Genomic DNA, 19,107 nt, shown 5'->3' with positions numbered 1-19,107 from the left:
GTTATATCCGCTAGACTCTTGTTTCTTCAAAAAGCGCAGCACGAGTGCTGCTGTCATTGAGCATTTTTTTCCAAGGATCCGTAACCTGAGTCAGAGCAAAGTCAATCCGTGCGGCCAGCTCTTTGCGGTTATCGTCATTATTCAAAATAACCATTTGAATCCGCTCAAGTCCCATACGCTCAACCCACTCGGAAGTTCTCTCCAAATAATTGCCGGTCTCACGGTAATATTGCATCACTGCGGAGCACACTTCGATCAACTCTTCATCGGTCTTAATTTTGCAGAAGGAGTCTGCGATCCGTGGCTTGATCCCACCGTTACCACCGATAAACACTTCCCAACCACCATCATTTCCAACGATGCCAATATCCTTCGTGCAGGATTCCGCACAGTTACGTGGACAGCCGTTGACAGCTATTTTAAACTTGGCAGGAAAATCAAGACGTTCATACTTACGTTCTATGAGCGCGCCCATTCCCAGCGAATCTTGTGTGCCAAAGCGGCAGAACTGGGAGCCCACACAAGTCTTAACCGTACGCAGGGATTTGGCATAACCGTAGCCTGAAGGCATATCCAGCTCTTCCCATACCTTAGGCAAATCTTCCTTCTTCACACCGATTAGATCCAGGCGTTGCCCTCCAGTTACCTTCACAACTTTCACGTCATATTTAAGGGAGACGTCGGCGATTTTCTTCAAATCCTCCGGCGTAGTTACCCCACCATACATGCGTGGTATCACGGTGTAGGTTCCATCTTTTTGAATATTGGCACCCATTCTTTCATTTACAAATCGGGATTCTTTCTCATCTTGATGGGTATCAGGGTTCATCATCCCTAGATAATAGTTAATCGCCGGACGACACTTGGAGCAGCCTTCCTCTTGTTTCCAACCGAGTACATTCATGACCTCTTTTGTTGTTTTAAGACCTTTAGCTGTAATTTCAGCAACAATTTCATCACGGCTAAGCGTTGTGCACCCACAAATACCTTGCTTAGCAGCTTGCTGGAAACTGTCACCTAAGACAAATTGCAGGATTTGTTCTACTACGGGTTTACAACCACCACAAGAGCGAGTAGCGCCAGTGCATGCTTTGATCTCATCCACAGTAGTAAAACCATGTTCAGTAACAGCATCTACGATCGCTTTTTTAGTTACACCATTGCAGCCGCAGACAATTTCTTCGTCCGCCATTGCTTCCACGGATGTGCTCTTCTTAGCTCCGCCACCGCAGCAGCCTGTTCCCATAACCTCCGTATAAATCTCATCGGTCATTACCGCGCCTTGTTTTACTAGCTTTTGCAGATTCGCGGACTCCGTTACATCACCGAACAAAACCGCACCGACAATCACATTATTTTTGAGCAAAATTTTCTTATAAGTTCTCTTCCATTCATCTTTGCTTGAAATCACAGTGTGTTCAGGAGAATCCAAAAACTCACCTGCAGAAAATACATCCACCCCAGATATTTTAAGCTTCGTGGAAACAATCGAACCTTCATAAGGCTTGGTATCGCTACCACATAAATGTTTAGCTAGAACCATGCCTTGTTCAAATAGTGGAGCCACCAGTCCGTAACACATACCACGATGCTCAGCACATTCGCCGATGGAATATACATTCTGCATGGAAGTTTGCAAATAATCATCCACCACGATCCCACGATTTACGGAGATTCCGCTATCTTTTGCCAATGTCACGTTCGGTTTGATTCCAACAGCCATTACCACAAAATCTGCAGCAAGCGTACTGCCATCACTAAAACGCAATCCACTTACTCTCTGTTCCCCGCTCAATTCTACCGTTTGTTTGCCCATAGCAAATTTCACGCCTTGACGCTCCAGCTCAGCTTGCAGCATCGAGGAGGCATTCCGATCAAGCTGACGCTCCATCAGATCTTCCATCAAATGAACTACGGTAACATCCATACCAAGGTTCACAAGACCTTTTGCCGCTTCCAACCCAAGCAAACCTCCGCCGATAACAGCTGCTTTGCTGTATTGTTTGGCCGCTGCCAGCATCGCATCACAGTCTGAAATGTCTCGGAATCCTACAACGCCCTCTTTATCACTGCCAGGTACAGGTAAAATAAACGAATTCGAGCCTGTCGCAATAATTACCTTGTCGTAGGGGACTATCATCCCACTATCCGTAACAACTTGCTTCGAACCTTCATCAATTCGTGTCACCGTTGTTCCCGTGTGTAGAGTTATATTATTGTCTTCATACCAATTCCAGTCGTTTAGGATGATATCATTAAGGGTCTTACTTCCTTCAAGAACATAAGACAACATGATCCGATTGTAATTGGGGTGAGGTTCACTTCCAAAAACCGTGATGTCATAAGCTCCACCCAGCTTCAATATCTGCTCAATCGTACCTATGCCTGCCATACCGTTGCCGACTAATACTAGTTTTTCTCTTATCGTTGTCATGGTTAGGTGCCTCCTCAAGCTTATGAATACCTGATCAATTTCTCTTCTACATATTGGAATTATACGGTTCAAATTCAAGTCGCCATTGTGATTGCAGTCACTTCAATTGTGAATATTTTCACACTTTAGTGTACTGATAATTGTTAGATATCTTTTCCACATAAAAAGCCAGATTAACGATTCTGAACAACCGTTGATCTGGCTTAATGTACGTTTTTTTAGCGTAAAGTCAATAAAATCTCCAATTCATCTTGAGCCCTGAGCTTCATATCCATTCCATCATCGAGTAGTTGTTTTCCGTTCACCTTCAGCTTCCATTCTTCATTACTAAGAGGAGTATAATCGTCGACGGAAAGCACCTTTTTATTGTCATCGGCCAACTGTACGCTACTACAGCTTTTGAGCAAATCTCTTACAGTTAAATCCTCTTCAAATAACATAATATACGTATGATGCAAGTCTACTTCAACACTTCCACCGTTCAAGGTCAGCCTTACAGTTTGAAGTGGTGCTTGATGGTCCTTCGACTTCGCGGTGAAGACTAGCTGTGAATCATACCCTACAGTATTATTCCAATCCGCATTCCCAATGATTTGACCGCCCATCTGAAGCTCCCAAACCATTCCCGCCTCTAGCGAAAAATCCTTTACCGAAACAATGCTTGAGTTATCCTCAGCAAATGTGGCAACATTACTACCTTTCAGTAGCTCCATGATCGATATTCCATTTCTATAACTCCCACTAAGTAACCTATCTGATGGTTTAGTAAGCAGTTCATTATCTCCAACCCTTATTGATATTGTCGGTCCCTCTGATCCTGCCACACCATTATTAGCATTACTATTGCCGTCATTGTTAGTAGAGCATCCACCTATTATGAATACAATGACTAATCCTAACATCAATTTCCACAAAGATCGCATGGGCATCCTGGCACCGCCTTGTCCCGCCTAATGACCATATAGCGTCTCAGGCTTGTAAAGTTATGTATACTGTCTTTTTAAGGATAACTTAAACAAGCCATGTTCTCAAATAAGTAATAACAAGCTTACTTCTAAAATTGACAATTTTTTTTAAAAAGCTAACCTCTATCCCCCTCTTTTTGCTCATCCGGCGTCATTTCACATATTCTGGGGGATTAATCCCCTTCTTTCTGCTCACTCGGCGCCATTTCACATATTCTGGGGGATAAATCCCCCTCTTTCTGCTCATTCGGCGTCATTTCGCATATTCTGGGGGATTTATCCCCCTCTTTTTGCTCGTTCGGCGTCATTTCGCATATTCTGGGGGATTTATCCCCTTCTTTTTGCTCATATGGCGTCATTTCACATTTTCTGGGGGATTTATCCCCCTCTTTTTGCTCATTCGGTGTCATTTCACATATTCTGGGGGATTTATCCCCTTCTTTTTGCTCATTCGGTGTCATTTCGCATATTCTGGGGGATTTATCCCCCTCTTTTTGCTCATTTGGCGTCATTTCATATATTCTGGGGGATTTATCCCCCTCTTTTTGCTCGTTCGGCGTCATTTCGCATATTCTGGGGGATTTATCCCCTTCTTTTTGCTCATATGGCGTCATTTCACATTTTCTGGGGGATTTATCCCCCCCTCTTTTTGCTCATTCGGCGCTATCTCGTAGTCCGCTTTTAAGCAATCCTTCCGCCATCCATCCATCAATCGATCTTACCCATATTTTTCACGATCATTTCTTCTACCTTTTTCAACGGAGTTATCCGCATTTCTTTACTTTCTATAATTCCCTATAAAAAAAGCCCCCTAAGGGACTCTTTAGAACGCTATTCACCTTCACTGAAACCTAGGGAACAATATATTATTCTCCAAATGTACGTGTTCAAAAGTCATACTCTCCAGTTCTTCCAGCCGGGCATATGTCAATCGATAGGTCGTGCAAGCATGCGCCGGTGGAGTGAAATCATCTGTAATACTACGTATTTTTCTCAAAATATCGCCCGCACCATCATGCTCACTCTCCAGCTCAGACAATGACTCACGAAGCGATGTCAGGCCTTCTTCACTAGGATTAGCAGCGTATGTCAACAGCTTAGGAAACTCATCTTCTTCTTCTTTAGCCGTATGCTCAAGTAAATCTTCCTTAAGTGTGTTGAACAAGTTATATAACTCCACCAAATGGGGAGAATCTCCGCCATGCACTCGATATACCTTAGTTACATTTTGGCTAATGAGGGGTAGCTCTTCACGAAGATAACGGTGGTGTTTGTTAATAATATGGTCAATTAATTCTTCTGAAGGTGCAGTATTCCAAACGATTTCCTCTTGGGGTACTGGATACTCTTCGAACAGCTTGTTTAGATCGCCGATGATTATCTCGTGATCCAGACCACGCTCAGCAGCTGCTTCAGCAAGAGGTTTAGCTCCACCGCAACAGAAATCAATCCGTTTTGCTTTGAAATAATCTGCCGCTTTAGGGAACTGTAATACAATATCCCTCACTAGTGCATCTGGGGTAAACCCAGCTTGTACCGATTGTGCTTGCTTCGAATCCGAAATACTATCATTAAGTTGTTTAGTTTCCATTATAGCTCCTCCTTGGGTTATGGGATTAGGTTCTGAATAAATCTTATCCACTTCTTCACCTTAACCCTGAAAGGAACTTTGACTTGTGATTGTACGCACGGAAATTGTATCTTATTTTTGAACGAAATTGGAGATTGATGTACATGCAAAGTAAACGCAAAAAAAAGCACCTTTGCCTACAAAGGTGCTTTTTCAACTCACTTTATTGCACATAAGCCTGCATATACGTCCGCTGTCCCTTTGAATCCTTCAAATAAGGTCCTAATCCGGCAAAACGGGAGTGATCCATATAAACACCGGTCATCCATCTGCCTTCCGTCAAGCCACCATTCCATTTAAGGACAAGATCAGGTGCGGAAATCCATTCCTGAAAGACTCGTATATCCTGATCTTTGTATTCTTTACATGGCTTAGACCGCTCAATAAGGTGGAACTCATTAAGATAAGTTGGAACGAAATAAGAGGATATCGTATGCAAATCATCATCGTCAAAAAAAGGCTCGTCGCCTAAAAAGGGTTTGAATAATACGGTATTCTCGTACATGGACCAAATTAAGGCTTGAAGCACCATACTCTGGCGAATGCCGTTATGAAACTTATATTGTCGCCCATGATTCGCCGCATTTACATCCTGTGGAGGTTCCGTGGACTCCAGACAGTGCCGTTCACAACCAATACACTTCCAGCCGGTCGGACTTTGAATCCATTTTTGAAAAATAGTCCCACTATCATTGTTTCCTTTGTAGAGTGAAGAGATAATGCTGTAAGGCACGCCAATCCACGCATCCCATAAGGAATCAGGAAGATGGCTATGCAGCATGAACAACGTCTTGTCATAGATGAGCTGTACTTTGATAGAAGCATTCTCTAGCTCAGCAACATCCTTTTTTCCATACGTTATTTCCCGGGAAAACAGGGTCGTCTTCATCTTCATCTCCCTCGCCTCCTAATAGTTTTGCTATGCCTGTACTCCAGCTGAGTAGATTTGAGCAAAAACCAATACGCGAGCGTTTCCATTCAAGGATCATACAATGTTTTTCTATTATATTACAATTATTTTTAAACTGTGCAAGTTTTTTTCAAGCATAAAGGATTGGAACAATACTGTCACTGTCTAATATTTAGAAATTGAAAAGCCCCTTTTCCACCATTCCGGAAAAAGGGCCACAACATCACTGTGAATTTTAGTCTACCCAGCTCTCAGCCCAAGACTGAATCTGCTGCATAACAGGCTGCAATGCACGGCCTTTGTCTGTTAATTCGTACTCAATACGTACGGGTGTTTCTGGGTATACATGCCTAACCAGGATACCCTCACCTTCCAAATCCTTCATCCGCTCGGACAGCATCTTATCGCTCATTGAAGGAATGAGGCCGGAGATATCTTTAAAACGCTTCGGTCCACTCATCAATGTCTGAATAATAAGTCCATTCCAACGTTTGCCTAAGAAAGAGAAGGCTGTCTCAAATCTGGGACACATCGCAAATTGATGTTCTTCCATTGTTCTCACCTCTCACTAGCGAAACTTACTATTAGTTAGTATATATAATATTAACACATTTTAACCATGATGAACATCGTTTACCGAAAAAAGTTCATCTGACTCTATTATTATATCCCCAATGTCAATCCCCCAGAGGTCCTTTAGATCCCCTTTGAGCAATCGCTTCAGTTACGATTTGTGCCAAGTCATCATTTCCAAAAAGCGAAAGTACACCCAAAACGGTGTCATCAGAAATGTCCCCCGCTTCCTCTGCGGAAACCGTGAGGGCAAGTGCCTGACGCAAGGCTTCATTCCCTTCCTGCTGCGGATAAGCCTGCAAGTATAGAGCATGTGGATCGAGTCCATTATTTACACACCACTGAGCGAATACAAGAATCATCATCTCTTCTTCGCGCTTATAGCTTTCGATGATCTGTTCCTCCACTAATTTACGGTTATCCTCCATATATTCTTCTCCTTTCTCAGAGACCTCATTCAGCAAGCTGTGCCGCCAGCATATGACTAGGCAGTACCGCTGAAGCAGCAATGCTGCATAGCTCCGGTGTATTTATGTTGCTAAGAAAATTATTCACCACTCCACTAAAACCTCTTCTATCGAGTACAGTATCCCAGCTTCCAAAGCCTTGAATATGCGGTAAGGTATCTTTTTCAAAAAGAATGGCTTTTTCTAGATCCACTACTTCCACCGATCTGCCATTTCCGTGCAGCTCAAGCTTCTCCAAATCCACACCAGCTTCACGAACCATACTGTACATCCCAACTGCACTATCTTTCCAGCCTAGCATTCCAGATGCCTGCAGCAGACGACCTTCTCCACTAGAGTGAAGATGACTACGAAGCAATTCATACTGATCTCCACACAACCACAACAGCAAATCAAGCATATGGATAAGATCATCATGCACGGTTTCGCGGCTGGTGCTTGTCTGTAGCTTCGTTCGATGTTTAATCGCACTGCAATGGCTAATTCCGCCGACTTCTTCAAGCCATTGCTTGGCGGTGACATACATAGGGGCAAAACGGCGATTAAAGCCCACTCCTAGCAAAAGCCCCTTATCTTGTGCTAGCTCTGCCATCCTTCTGGACTCTTCAAGATCATAGGAAAGTGGTTTATCTACATATACCGAAATCCCACGTTCGAGACATTTTGTTACTATATCATAATGAGTAGTTGTTGGGCTATGTACAAATACTGCATCCAGATCCCAAGATAACAGCTCTTCCAGATTAGTCGTCCCTTTAGGAAAACGGTAGGTATGAACGGCCTGCTCCACCGTTGTCGGTGAATGACTAAGAACACCAACTACCTCGGCATAATCATGCTGAGAGAGCAGTGGTAAATATACTTTGCGGGCTATATTGCCGATTCCTATTATGGCGACTCTTTTACGTTCAGGTACAATCACTGATCCATCCCCCTCTTAACACTTCAATATATCGTTCTTTTCTCTTTGTTCTCTACAAATGCTATTATACCTGCTTCTCATTCTCTGACAATTGATCTTTGCTTCAATATTTACTTCATATCCCGTATGATGAGATGAATGAGTGGAAGAAGGGGCATATTATCTATGAAGAAATGGTTCTCGATTATTCTTTATGTTTCGGGTACAATCCTTGCGTTTATCTACAGATATGACATCCTAAGCTGGATGAAAGAGGATCATAATCTTTTAAGTTCTATAGGGATCGCAACTTTACTTGCTTTGTTTCCAGTTGTTCCTTATAAAGCTGTCATCGGATTCTTCGGTTATGCATACGGAAGTTTAGCGGGAGCCTTGATTTGCTGGCTAGCTACTAATTTGGCTGCTGCAATCCTTTTTGGCGTTGTGAAGTACTTGTTTCAAAGCCAAGCGAGAGCTTATTTAGCCTCTATTCCCGCACTCGAAAAGTTCACAGTAGGCATTGAGCGGCGACCTTTCGCTTCGATTGTCCTAGCAAGACTCGTGCCTATCATTCCCCAAACAGCGGTTAACATCTACGCTGGAGCAGCTGGTCTGCCTTTTTGGAGCTATATTGCAGCTTCCGGCATAGGAAAAATACCAGGGATTGCATTATACGCTTTCCTCGGAGATCATCTGTTCCAGGACCCTGTAAGTGCGGTTATTGCCATCATCGCCTATGTCGCTGTGCTAATTATCGCTGGACTGAGCTTGCGTCCGCGCTCTCAAGAAGCGAAGAATAACCGATAGCGAAAGAACTTATCGGTTACAAACTGGCAGGCAGTTAGTATTTGCTTTATAATTAAATTGTGATCTATTTAATTGCATTATGTGAATGGAGGGATATCAATGAGTGAACATCAGACTAACCATATAAATACCAAGACAGAAAAAGCAACCTTTGCAGGTGGATGCTTCTGGTGCATGGTCTCGCCGTTCGAAGAATTGCCAGGTATCATTAGTGTCGTCTCTGGCTATACCGGCGGTCATACAGTGAACCCAACCTATGAAGAGGTTTGTTCTGAAACGACAGGACATGTTGAAGCTGTACAAATTACGTTCAACCCAGATATTTTCCCTTATAGCAAGTTACTTGAGCTGTTCTGGCAGCAAATTGACCCTACCGACGCAGGTGGACAATTCCATGATCGCGGGACTTCTTACGGAACAGCAATCTTTACCCATTCGGACGAACAAAAAGAACAAGCAGAAGCTTCCAAGGCAGCTCTGCAAGCAAGCGGTCGATTCTCTAGTCCGATTGTAACCCCGATTCTCCCGGCAACCACCTTCTATCCTGCCGAAGAATATCATCAAGGCTACCATCATAAGAATCCAGGCCACTACAAACGTTATCGTAAAGGTTCTGGCCGAGAGGATTTTATCGAAACCCACTGGACACATAAAGAGGACAAACAAAGTTTGAAAGAACGTTTAACCCCTCTTCAATATGAAGTCACTCAGAACAGTGCAACAGAATCTCCTTTCCGGAATGATTTTTGGGATCACCATGGAGATGGTATTTATGTAGACATCGTATCTGGCGAACCGTTATTCAGCTCGCAGGATAAATACGATTCCGGTTGCGGCTGGCCAAGCTTTACTCGTCCCATCCGGGACTACGCTGTGAAAGAAAAGACGGATCTCAGTCATTTGATGGTCCGCACTGAAGTGCGCAGCAAAGTAGCGGATTCCCATCTAGGCCATGTCTTTGACGATGGTCCCGGAGAAAACGGTTTACGCTACTGCATAAATTCGGCGGCGCTACGATTTGTACCGAAAGAGGATTTGGAGAAGGAAGGATACGGGGAGTATCGTATACTCTTCCAGCCTGCCTAAACATCAATCCTCAGCACATAAAAAAACGGTTGTCGTCCTTTTAGGATGACAACCGTTTTTTTCTCTTAAAATATAAGAAAGTATAATTTTCACGTTATACATTATTCATATATTTCTCGCTTAAACGCTTACCGTCTTTATGAAGACGCCGAGGGCGTTTATGCTTGCAGGGCTATTCTTTCTTTGAGTCCTCTGTTTCCTTATTAGACTTCGAATTATCCTCTGAAACTGCCTCCTTAGGCTCTGTTGCCGCAGGGATGATTTGCTCTCTGTTCAGCTCCTTATTTCGCTGACGAATTCTCTCGGTCTGCTGCTCCCGACGCTCGCGGATATTTTTACGGGAAACTAATACAATAGCTAAAATAATGGCAGCCCCGATAAGTATCGGTAACGCTCCTGCAAGGATAACGACAATCCACTGAAACATCACAGATAGTGCATTTAAGCTTCCATTTAGAGCATCTGAAGCACGTTCCAGTAACGGCCCTTGCTCCTTCTTCTCCTTGACAGCAATACTTTCATCCGTCTGATACACTCTCAATTCTACTGTAGAGAAGGATACATTCTGATTGATATAACGCATTCTACCTTTAATCTGCTCAATACTTTCTTGAATCGAACCAAGCTCGTTCGCGAAGGCGACCAGATCAGTGGATTTCGTCGCTTTTTTCATAAACTCTGTATATTGTGCTTCCATTAGCTGCTTTGCCTTCAAACGTGACTCCAGATCAACATACTCTTCTGAGACATCCTGACCTTGAATGCTGCGCTGTAGAGATTCGTGTTTTACTTGTTCTAATTTATTCAGAAAAGGTGAGAATCCGGAGGCAGGCACCTTAAGGATAAACGTCCCGCCTTGCTCGTACTGCGACATATTTTCATTAAACTCAATAATATATCCATTTGCCATGGTTACTAAATTACGTATTTCAGTCTGTGCTTTTCCATAGTCTTCTACTTCCATATTAAGATTCGCTTTATAGATCAGCTTCTTGTTCAAGCCCGCTACTACATCACTACCAGTAAATCCTGCACTTGCTTGAACTGTATTTTCTGATGTGGAGCCCTTTACAGCCAAGTTCTCGCTGCCAGTTGCTTCTGACTCAGGAGCTGCCGAAGTGCTTTGATTCGCTGTTGAGGCCATCGAGCTCTGCGATTGTACCTCTACTGCTGCGTCGTTACTCGTACTACCATTTTCTTTTGCCGAACTATCTGCCGCTGAATTCCTATCCGATGAGCCACAACCCGCCAAGACTACCGCAAGAATTAATAAACATAAGTAATGCAGACCCCATTTACGCATTCTCATTCCTCCAAAAATGTAATAGATACCGCTTGCACGGATCATAATATCGTTACGGAATGTCTTGTTCTAAGCAGATCTCTTCCGTCACTCTTTACTAAGACGTTCCAAAACTTGGAAGGTTGCACTGAAAAATGGAATTGTGAACAGTTTCTTTTGAATTATGCTCTCTAAATAAAAAAAGAGTCGCATTTCTGCAACTCTTTTAGTTTAAGCTATTATTTTTCGAGCAAAAATCAACCTGGGTTAGAAGTGCTTTGTTTAATGGCATAAAACCGCTTAATAAGCTTGCCACTGTTTGTTTTGCGGTTACACTAAAGCTTGTATTCGCAATATAGCCTTGAGATACTGAAAAGCTAATGTTTAACAACGAATTTACAGAAGCACTGTTGTATACAGGCTGAGAGATTCTTCTAGTCAAACCACTTCTAGTGACATATGGGACACCATAACCATTCGAATAACTCATTTGCTTACACGCACTTTATTTGGTACAATTACCACGTCTAAACACGTAAAAAAAATACCAAAAAACCCTCTATTCATAATGAATGAGGGCAGAACACGGTTCTGTTCGGACAAGCTCCACCTTGTTGAACAGAGAAGTTTTTTAATAATGCTGTCTATTACTAAAAGGGGAGGTGAACCCTCATGGCAAAAGACGTAATTTGCGAAGTTAACTCCTGCACCCACTGGGCAGAAGAGAACAAATGCAGTGCTGATTCTATCTTTGTAGCTTTCCACAGCTCCCAAGAACCTACACGTGCAGAAGAAACAGATTGCAAGACTTTCGAAAGCAAATAAGGTGATGATTTGAAGGGACCCTCCACGGTTCCTTCTTTTCTTTTCTCATTCTATCAAGAATGAGAATTATTATCAAGTGGCTGAAATAAAAAGCCAGGGAGAAATTCCCCGGCTATGATTTATTGTATACTTCTTATGTTATTTGGAAGCACTAACTCCTGCATTTTCTCTTGCAATAGCGGCAGCCTTTACCATGTTACGAAGTGCATCTTCTGTCTCCTGCCAGCCACGTGTCTTAAGACCGCAATCCGGATTAATCCAGAACTGTTCAGGATCAAGCACCCGCAGCGCACGATCAATATTAGCTGTCATCTCTTCTACTGCAGGAACCCGTGGACTATGGATATCATATACACCAAGACCAATTCCTTTATCATACTCCTGCTCCTCAAAGCTAACGATCAGTTCCCCATGGCTACGTGAAGTCTCAATAGAGATAACATCCGCATCCATCGCTGAAATGGAGTCTATCATGTCATTAAATTCGCTATAGCACATGTGGGTATGAATTTGTGTCGTAGCCTTCACATGATTCGTCGCGATACGGAACGACTTCACCGCCCAATTCAAGTATGCCTCATGATCTTCCGCCTTCAAAGGAAGTCCTTCACGGATAGCCGGTTCATCTACTTGAATCATCTCTATGCCTGCATCCTCCAAAGCTTTAACTTCATGACGGAGCGCTAAGGCAATTTGATTCGCTACTGCTTCCCGACTAAGATCATCACGTACGAAAGACCAATTGAGAATCGTAACAGGACCAGTCAACATACCTTTAACAGGAAGGGAAGTTAACGACTGAGCATAGACGCTTTCTTTTACAGTCATAGGCTGGATAAAAGCTATATCCGCATAAATAACTGGTGGCTTAACGCAGCGTGATCCGTAGGATTGAACCCAGCCATTACTAGTAAATAAGTAACCATCCAACTTCTCCCCGAAAAACTCCACCATATCGGTTCTTTCGAACTCACCGTGCACGAGTACATCCAGACCCAGCTTTTCTTGGAAAGTGATTGCATCTGCAATCTGCTCACGAACGAACCCGTCGTAACGCTCTTGATTCCATACGCCTTTACGCCATTTCAACCTTGCCTGGCGCACTTCTACGGTCTGTGGAAAGCTTCCGATTGTTGTCGTTGGCAGAAGTGGCAGCTGCCACTTCTCCTGCTGCACCTTCAGGCGCTCAGCAAAAGGTAGGCTACGTTGGTCTGGTAAATCTGCAAGTCCGAGAACTTGCTCGGCCACATCCTTACGACCGCGTTCAGGAAGTGCACGGAAGGCAGTAAGGGCTTCGCGACTGGCTGTCAACGCAGCAGCAGCTTCTGCTGTACCCTCTAAGGCTGCAGCAAGCAGGCCAAGCTCTCTAAGCTTCTCATCAGCAAAAGCTAAAGCAGCCTTGACGGTGGCCTTCAGCTTCACCTCACCCTGAACAGTAACCGGAACATGCAGCAAACTGCAAGAAGGCTGTAGAATAAGACGATCAAGCGGTACATGTACACTCAGCTTCTCGATCAGCTGCAGCTTAGCATCCAGATCCGAGCGCCAGATGTTGCGTCCGTCAATAATACCCGCTCCCAGCCACTTATCCTCAGGCCAGCCAAGACGTTCAATCGATGCCAGGTTCGTCCCGCCATCATGGACAAAATCAAGACCTAAACCTTGTACCGGAAGCTTGAACAGTGCCTCCAGCGGTTCAGCAGCTTCAAAGTAAGTCTGCAGAATAATATTTAATCCAGGCACGGATTCAGCAATTTCTGTGTAAATCGAGTTAAGTAATGATAATTCTGATTCATTTATTCCTGTAACAATCGCTGGCTCATCAATTTGTACCCAGCTTACTCCTTCTTGCTTCAGTTCCTGCAACAGCTGAACGTAAACCGGAAGAAACCGAGCAGCAATCTTCGCAATATCCGCAGATGCAAAACCTTTTGACAACTTAAGGAATGTATAAAGGCCTAAAACCACAGGTTTACCCTCAATTCCCGCTTGGGACTTGGCAAAACGATAAGCTGCCAGTGGTTTATTCTCGGTCAGACGCGGCGTTTGTGCACCGATCTCTGGAACGATGTAATGATAGTTCGTATTGAACCATTTAGTCATCTCGCAAGCGGTAGCCTCAGCATTTCCTCTAGCCATCGCAAAATAAAGATCAAGCCCAATGTCGCCACCATCATACGCATAACGTGGAGGTACGATCCCGAACATTACAGCTGTATCTAGCACATGATCGTAGAACGTAAAATCATTTACCGGAATTAAATCAATTCCTGCCTCCTGCTGAGTCTTCAAATGCTGAAGCTGAATTCCTGTCATTTCAGTACGGAACGCTTCCTCATTTATTTTTCCCGCCCAGAAGGCTTCCAACGTTTTCTTCCACTCGCGGTTTTTTCCGATTCTTGGATAGCCAAGATTGCTTACTTTTACTTTGTTCGTCACTTTGCAGCTCCCCTTCTCCATCTTCTTATTTTGGACTCGATATCACTTGTATTCCTTTAAAAAAGAGCGCCCTTCCCTAAAAAAGTCAAAGGGAAAGACGCCCATAATATACCTATGGTTAACGTCTAACACCTTCCTATCCTCCGTAGGTGAAGCAGTGCTGTTGAAACAGGCAGGTCTCCTGGCTAGCGGTGTCAGCATCCTTAGCAGTCTTCCCAGCAGTAGTAAATTGCCAGTGACATATGTTGCTATGGACTCTTCCGTTACAGTGGCGGGACCGCATCGGCTTCAAACCGAATTTCCCTATTAAGCCTACCGAATTACTAATTTCCGGCAAGCACCTGTCTCCGATATTGTCAAGCTAAAACGCCTTCAGCGTCCTTTTAAGGACGGTAAGCGTTTATGCGAGAATTATAAGGATAAAGTGAGTGTCTTAAATCTGATGTCATCATACGTGAAAGCCCCCGTCATCTGCAATAGATTACGGGGGCTTTTGTTATATCGATTCCTTATAACGGATTTAGAAAAACACGAAATATACTACTGCAGCAAGTACTATGCGATATATAGCAAATGGTAAAAGCTTAATCCGGTTGATCAATTTCAAGAAGAAACGCATCGATAATAGTGCAAATACAAAGGCACTGATAAAGCCTGCAATGAAGAACGGCAGGGCATCGATGGTGAAATATTGCCAGTTCTTCATCAGTGAGAGTAAACTGGCGCCTGCCATGATTGGAACAGCCATAATAAACGTGAAATCAGCAGCAGCGCGATGACTCATACCCAGAAGAACACCACCAGAAATCGTCGACCCGGAACGAGAAAATCCCGGCCACAAGGAGAAGCACTGGACCAGACCAACACCTAGCGCCTGCTTATATGTAATCTGATCGACACTCTCCGTTTGAATCTTCTTTGGTCCGAATAGATCCGCAATAATCATTAATACAGCACCGACTACTAGACCGATTAACACGGTGGATGTAGAGAATAAATGCTCGTCAATATAATCATTAAACAGAACCCCCAGCACGCCTGCTGGCACTAAACCTACAAGCACCTGTGTAAGCTTCAGGTGGCCGCCTTTTTCAAGCTGTGGTTGTTGCTCGGTTACAGGATCCAACTGCTTGCGGCTGAAGCGCTTTAAGCCCAGCAATTCAATGAACCTATTTCTAAAAATAACTACAACTGCTAATATTGACCCCAGCTGTATAACCACTTTGAACGTATTGGCCGTATATTGCCCAAATAACTCTGTCGATTTTAACCACATATCATCAACAATAATCATATGACCTGTGGAGGATACCGGAGCAAATTCAGTCAATCCTTCAACAATTCCCAAAATAATAGCTTTAATAATCGTTAATAGCTCCATTTGTTCTCCTCCTTTTAATCATAACTTTTATCTATATGTCCTTCTCGGCTCAACCTTCGGTGTTCATTTTCCGGCTGCGCTTGCGGAAGAACAAATACCCAAGGATCACTACTCCACCTGCAAGAAGCACGTACACTACGTTGGAGTACATATCCATATACATGGCGATGTCTTCCCAGGACTCACCCAATGCCGCACCAATAAGCACCAGCAATAGATTCCATCCCAGCGTACCAATCGTTGTGAAGATCATAAACACTCCAAATTTCATGCCCGACATCCCTGCAGGGATCGAAATCAAACTACGCACTAGTGGAACCATCCGACAAAATAATACGGTCCAATAGCCATATTTGTCAAACCAAGCGTCAGCCTTGTGGATGTCCTTTTTGCTAATCCGGAGTAGGCCGCCCCAGCGTTCAACGATCTTTTCCAAGCGATTTACATCCAACAAACGACCGATATAATAGAGAATTACTGCACCCAGCAGTGAGCCAAGCGTAGCAGCAATAATTACACCAGGAATGGTCAAATTCGTTGTGGTTGTCATGAATCCGCCAAAAGGAAGGATCACTTCGGAAGGAATCGGTGGAAATATATTTTCAAAAGCGAGCATCAGGAAAATACCAAAGTAACCAAACTGCTCCATAAAATCTGTAATCCATACTTGCATTTCGTAACCCCCATTATTCAGATCAAGTTCTTCTTCAAGTTGCGTAAATAACGGCTGCGAATAAAAAAGAAGTAAAGTCCCTGGACAGCCAAATATCCCAATAAAACCGCCCCGGTCTCCACAGCAATAGATAAGTAAAACAACCGCTGAAGCGCAATAAAGGCAAACACACTATGCAAAATAGCTACCCCAACCGGAACAAAAAACAACAACGACAATTGTATCGTTACAATTCGGTTTAGCTCTTGATCTGTAAGTCCCATTTTGGACAATGTAGAATATTGCTGACGATCATGATCTAGATCTGTATACAGCCGGAAGTAAAGGAAGCTGCCTGCTGCAATGAAAAAGACAGTACCCACCAGTAAAGAAGCGAATAGCATCGTGTTGTACAATGTTCTTTGTATTTCAAACAGCGTGCCGCTAACAACAATCGCGTATGGCGAGTTATTTTCATAGGATCGTTTCCCTTTATGAGCAAGATCCGCAGCTATACCTACCGTTCGCGGGAAGTCATCCATGTAAAATCCTGTATACAAATCGGTCTGTACGGGATGAATAGCCTTGTAAAGCTCATCGCTAATCACAACACCACTGAAATCTCCCCCATCCCTTCCATCCAGCTCCGGCAATAGATATTCAGCAATCGGAACATGCTGGGTATAACCCATTTCTCGAATGGAAAGACCTTGCTTCAAGGTATATACCGGCTTTACTCTACCCGCTTGCAGACTCCGGTCTCGTTGCGAACCGATCATCACCAGTCCTTCATCTCTACTTAGAGGCTGCTCATCCGTCGTAAACCCTGCACGAAGCAGAGCAAGCTTATAATCACTGTAAGCAATCAAGGGAAGCCTTAACGTGCGATCTGGCCCGGTCTGAGATTCCACCTCTGCGTATTTAATCGGAATACTAAGTGTCTCATAGGGTAAACCGAGCGTTGTAAGCTCTTCCTTAATTTCGTCCAAATGCTGATCAAAAGGATCCTGCAATTGATTGCCTTTGGCTACATAACCAACTGCTGCGGGATAGTCCAATTTCAACTCTCTGGAAAGCGTATGGATCGATGCGAATACTCCCACTGAAGTAAAAGATACTGCGGATACAATCGTCACCATAAAAAACATTCGGGCATTCTCTTTCCAGCGGTAAGACAAACCCGATAAAGTAATGATATTCGTGTGGTTCCAATACAGGCGCCGGATCGTCTTAAGTAGTTTAACAGTGTAAATACTGAGCTGAGTATAAAAGAGATAGGTACCCGCAACCGTAATTATAACGACGGGGAACATCACCTTTTCAACCGAAGCCGCTTGTGCTGTAGCTGCCATAAAATAGCCCGTTAACAGCAATAAAGCAGACAGTATAGATAACACCAAGGAAACTTTAGGTTCCTCTTCTGCTTTTCGTTCTCCCTGAAACAGCCGCATCAGTGATTCATTCCCAATAAAGAAGAACGTGCTTAGCGAGATTAGAATAAATAACAGCGCAAAGCTACATATCGTTAGTACAAGCGCCTGCCATGGAAGATGAAACGTTAAAAGAGGTATCCCTAGAAAAGTAGATCCGATCATCAAAAACAACTTACCTAGAATTAACCCAAGTAAAGTACCTGTCAGGATGGCAGAGGTGCCGATCATCATATTTTCCAAAAATACCATCATGTTCAGCTGTCGCTTCGTCATTCCATGCATCAATAAAATCCCAAACTCCATCTTACGTGACTGCAGGAACGATCCGACCGATACAAGAACGAACAAGGAGCAAAACACATAAATAATGGCTTCTGCCGCCATCATTGTATGAGCAGCTGTACTATAAACCAAGCTCTTAGAAATATCCGGATGGTAAATAAACAATGCGCACACAAAAAAGATCATCACTGAAAAAGCACTGACGACAAAATAAGCCGCATATTTACGCTTGTTACGTGTAACATTCCTATAAGCGAATTGCCGAAAGGTCATGGCTAGTTCCCCCAAGCAGAGACAACATATCAATGATACTTTGGAAGAAGGCGCCTCGGCTGCTCCCCCTGTACATTTCACTATAGAAACGTCCGTCTTTAATAAAGATGACTCGGTTACAAAAGCTCGCGGCCACTGCGTCATGTGTGACCATCAGCACGGTTGCCCCTTCTTCCTGATTCACCTCTGTCAGCATATTCATGACTTCACCTGAAGCTTTGGAATCCAGATTCCCTGTAGGCTCATCTGCTAAAATCAATGAAGGACGATGAATCATCGCCCGGGCGATGGCGGTCCGCTGCATCTGTCCACCTGAAATCTCGTATGTCCTTTTTTGCAGCAAATGCTCAATGTCCAGCATACTTGCTACTTCTTTCAATCTGCTCTCCATTTCCGTAACACGGACACCAGCAAGCGTGAGAGGCAGCACAATGTTCTCCTCTACAGTGAGCGTATCCAGCAGATTGAAATGCTGAAAGACGAAACCAAGCTCATGGCGGCGAAAGAGTGCCTTTTCTTTTCTGCTAAGCAGATTGGGATCTCGGCCGTTGATCAGAATCTGACCGGAGGTCGGCTGGTCGATGGTTGCGATCGTGTTGAGCAGTGTTGTTTTTCCACTCCCCGAAGGTCCCATAATGCCAACAAACTCCCCTTTTTCAACAGAAAAACGGATATGATTCAATGCCTGAGTGGACACTTTACCCTCATATATTTTTGATAAATTATGAACATCTAGAATGGGCAAGCGTTACCTCTCCTTCTTTCGA

At 43.7% G+C, this 19,107-nt stretch carries 17 protein-coding genes and 1 riboswitch; of the genes, 3 read left to right on the top strand and 14 right to left on the bottom strand.

What is annotated here, in order from left to right:
- Positions 1–10 precede the first annotated feature (10 nt).
- From nirB to MKX60_RS12130, 8 genes are all read right to left on the bottom strand, one after another.
- Positions 11–2,434, bottom strand: a complete 2,424-nt coding sequence (nirB, locus tag MKX60_RS12165; RefSeq protein WP_341059937.1) for a nitrite reductase large subunit NirB — start codon at positions 2,432–2,434, stop codon at positions 11–13.
- A 218-nt stretch (positions 2,435–2,652) separates the two neighbouring features.
- Positions 2,653–3,363: a hypothetical protein gene (locus MKX60_RS12160; RefSeq protein ID WP_042190553.1), complete on the bottom strand. Its 711-nt coding sequence runs from the start codon at positions 3,361–3,363 to the stop codon at positions 2,653–2,655.
- A gap of 209 nt (positions 3,364–3,572) precedes the next feature.
- Positions 3,573–4,013: a hypothetical protein gene (locus MKX60_RS12155; RefSeq protein WP_341059935.1), complete on the bottom strand. Its 441-nt coding sequence runs from the start codon at positions 4,011–4,013 to the stop codon at positions 3,573–3,575.
- Positions 4,014–4,240: 227 nt separating this feature from the next.
- Positions 4,241–4,990, bottom strand: coding sequence for an iron-sulfur cluster repair di-iron protein (gene ric / locus MKX60_RS12150; protein ID WP_076284448.1), 750 nt, complete (start codon positions 4,988–4,990; stop codon positions 4,241–4,243).
- A gap of 202 nt (positions 4,991–5,192) precedes the next feature.
- A complete protein-coding gene (locus tag MKX60_RS12145) occupies positions 5,193–5,924 on the bottom strand; it encodes a hypothetical protein (protein WP_341059933.1) in 732 nt (243 codons plus the stop codon).
- Between the two features lie 250 nt (positions 5,925–6,174).
- Positions 6,175–6,492, bottom strand: a complete 318-nt coding sequence (locus MKX60_RS12140; protein WP_042129916.1) for a winged helix-turn-helix transcriptional regulator — start codon at positions 6,490–6,492, stop codon at positions 6,175–6,177.
- A 124-nt stretch (positions 6,493–6,616) separates the two neighbouring features.
- Positions 6,617–6,940 carry a hypothetical protein gene (locus MKX60_RS12135; RefSeq protein ID WP_076300857.1) on the bottom strand — a complete coding sequence of 108 codons (324 nt, stop codon included), beginning with the start codon at positions 6,938–6,940 and terminating at the stop codon, positions 6,617–6,619.
- 25 nt (positions 6,941–6,965) lie between these two features.
- Positions 6,966–7,901, bottom strand: coding sequence for a Gfo/Idh/MocA family protein (locus MKX60_RS12130; protein ID WP_076284446.1), 936 nt, complete (start codon positions 7,899–7,901; stop codon positions 6,966–6,968).
- Positions 7,902–8,066: 165 nt separating this feature from the next.
- Here MKX60_RS12130 and MKX60_RS12125 point away from each other — a divergent pair, with 165 nt between their 5' ends.
- Together MKX60_RS12125 and msrA are read left to right on the top strand one after the other, a co-directional pair.
- Positions 8,067–8,687, top strand: a complete 621-nt coding sequence (locus tag MKX60_RS12125; RefSeq protein WP_341059931.1) for a TVP38/TMEM64 family protein — start codon at positions 8,067–8,069, stop codon at positions 8,685–8,687.
- A 99-nt stretch (positions 8,688–8,786) separates the two neighbouring features.
- Positions 8,787–9,773 carry a peptide-methionine (S)-S-oxide reductase MsrA gene (msrA, locus tag MKX60_RS12120; protein ID WP_341059928.1) on the top strand — a complete coding sequence of 329 codons (987 nt, stop codon included), beginning with the start codon at positions 8,787–8,789 and terminating at the stop codon, positions 9,771–9,773.
- A 172-nt stretch (positions 9,774–9,945) separates the two neighbouring features.
- Here the strand turns inward: msrA and MKX60_RS12115 are convergent, their stop codons facing one another.
- Complete coding sequence (locus MKX60_RS12115) at positions 9,946–11,076, bottom strand: DUF4349 domain-containing protein (protein WP_076284443.1); 1,131 nt, start codon at positions 11,074–11,076, stop codon at positions 9,946–9,948.
- A 651-nt stretch (positions 11,077–11,727) separates the two neighbouring features.
- Between MKX60_RS12115 and MKX60_RS12110 the strand changes: the two genes are divergently transcribed.
- Positions 11,728–11,880 carry a DUF1540 domain-containing protein gene (locus MKX60_RS12110; protein ID WP_076120659.1) on the top strand — a complete coding sequence of 51 codons (153 nt, stop codon included), beginning with the start codon at positions 11,728–11,730 and terminating at the stop codon, positions 11,878–11,880.
- A 138-nt stretch (positions 11,881–12,018) separates the two neighbouring features.
- Here MKX60_RS12110 and metE read toward each other — a convergent pair whose 3' ends face one another.
- The 5 genes from metE to MKX60_RS12085 form a co-directional block, all read right to left on the bottom strand.
- The gene (gene metE / locus MKX60_RS12105) at positions 12,019–14,340 is read right to left on the bottom strand and encodes a 5-methyltetrahydropteroyltriglutamate--homocysteine S-methyltransferase (protein WP_076284442.1); all 2,322 of its coding nucleotides are present in this window, start codon (positions 14,338–14,340) and stop codon (positions 12,019–12,021) included.
- A 133-nt stretch (positions 14,341–14,473) separates the two neighbouring features.
- A riboswitch (cobalamin riboswitch) is annotated at positions 14,474–14,679 on the bottom strand.
- Between the two features lie 160 nt (positions 14,680–14,839).
- A complete protein-coding gene (locus MKX60_RS12100) occupies positions 14,840–15,700 on the bottom strand; it encodes an undecaprenyl-diphosphate phosphatase (RefSeq protein WP_042190575.1) in 861 nt (286 codons plus the stop codon).
- A 49-nt stretch (positions 15,701–15,749) separates the two neighbouring features.
- Complete coding sequence (locus tag MKX60_RS12095) at positions 15,750–16,373, bottom strand: DedA family protein (protein WP_076300834.1); 624 nt, start codon at positions 16,371–16,373, stop codon at positions 15,750–15,752.
- A 17-nt stretch (positions 16,374–16,390) separates the two neighbouring features.
- Complete coding sequence (locus MKX60_RS12090) at positions 16,391–18,340, bottom strand: ABC transporter permease (RefSeq protein ID WP_341059925.1); 1,950 nt, start codon at positions 18,338–18,340, stop codon at positions 16,391–16,393.
- Positions 18,315–19,085 carry an ABC transporter ATP-binding protein gene (locus tag MKX60_RS12085; protein ID WP_076300832.1) on the bottom strand — a complete coding sequence of 257 codons (771 nt, stop codon included), beginning with the start codon at positions 19,083–19,085 and terminating at the stop codon, positions 18,315–18,317. Before MKX60_RS12085 ends, MKX60_RS12090 begins: the two co-directional genes overlap by 26 nt.
- Positions 19,086–19,107 lie beyond the last annotated feature (22 nt).

The organism is Paenibacillus sp. FSL R5-0914 (assembly GCF_038004525.1).
In the GTDB taxonomy this organism is placed as follows: Bacteria; Bacillota; Bacilli; order Paenibacillales; family Paenibacillaceae; genus Paenibacillus_AQ.
The sequence above is the reverse complement of the archived record's forward strand: the minus strand, read 5'-3'. Positions and strand labels throughout refer to the sequence as shown.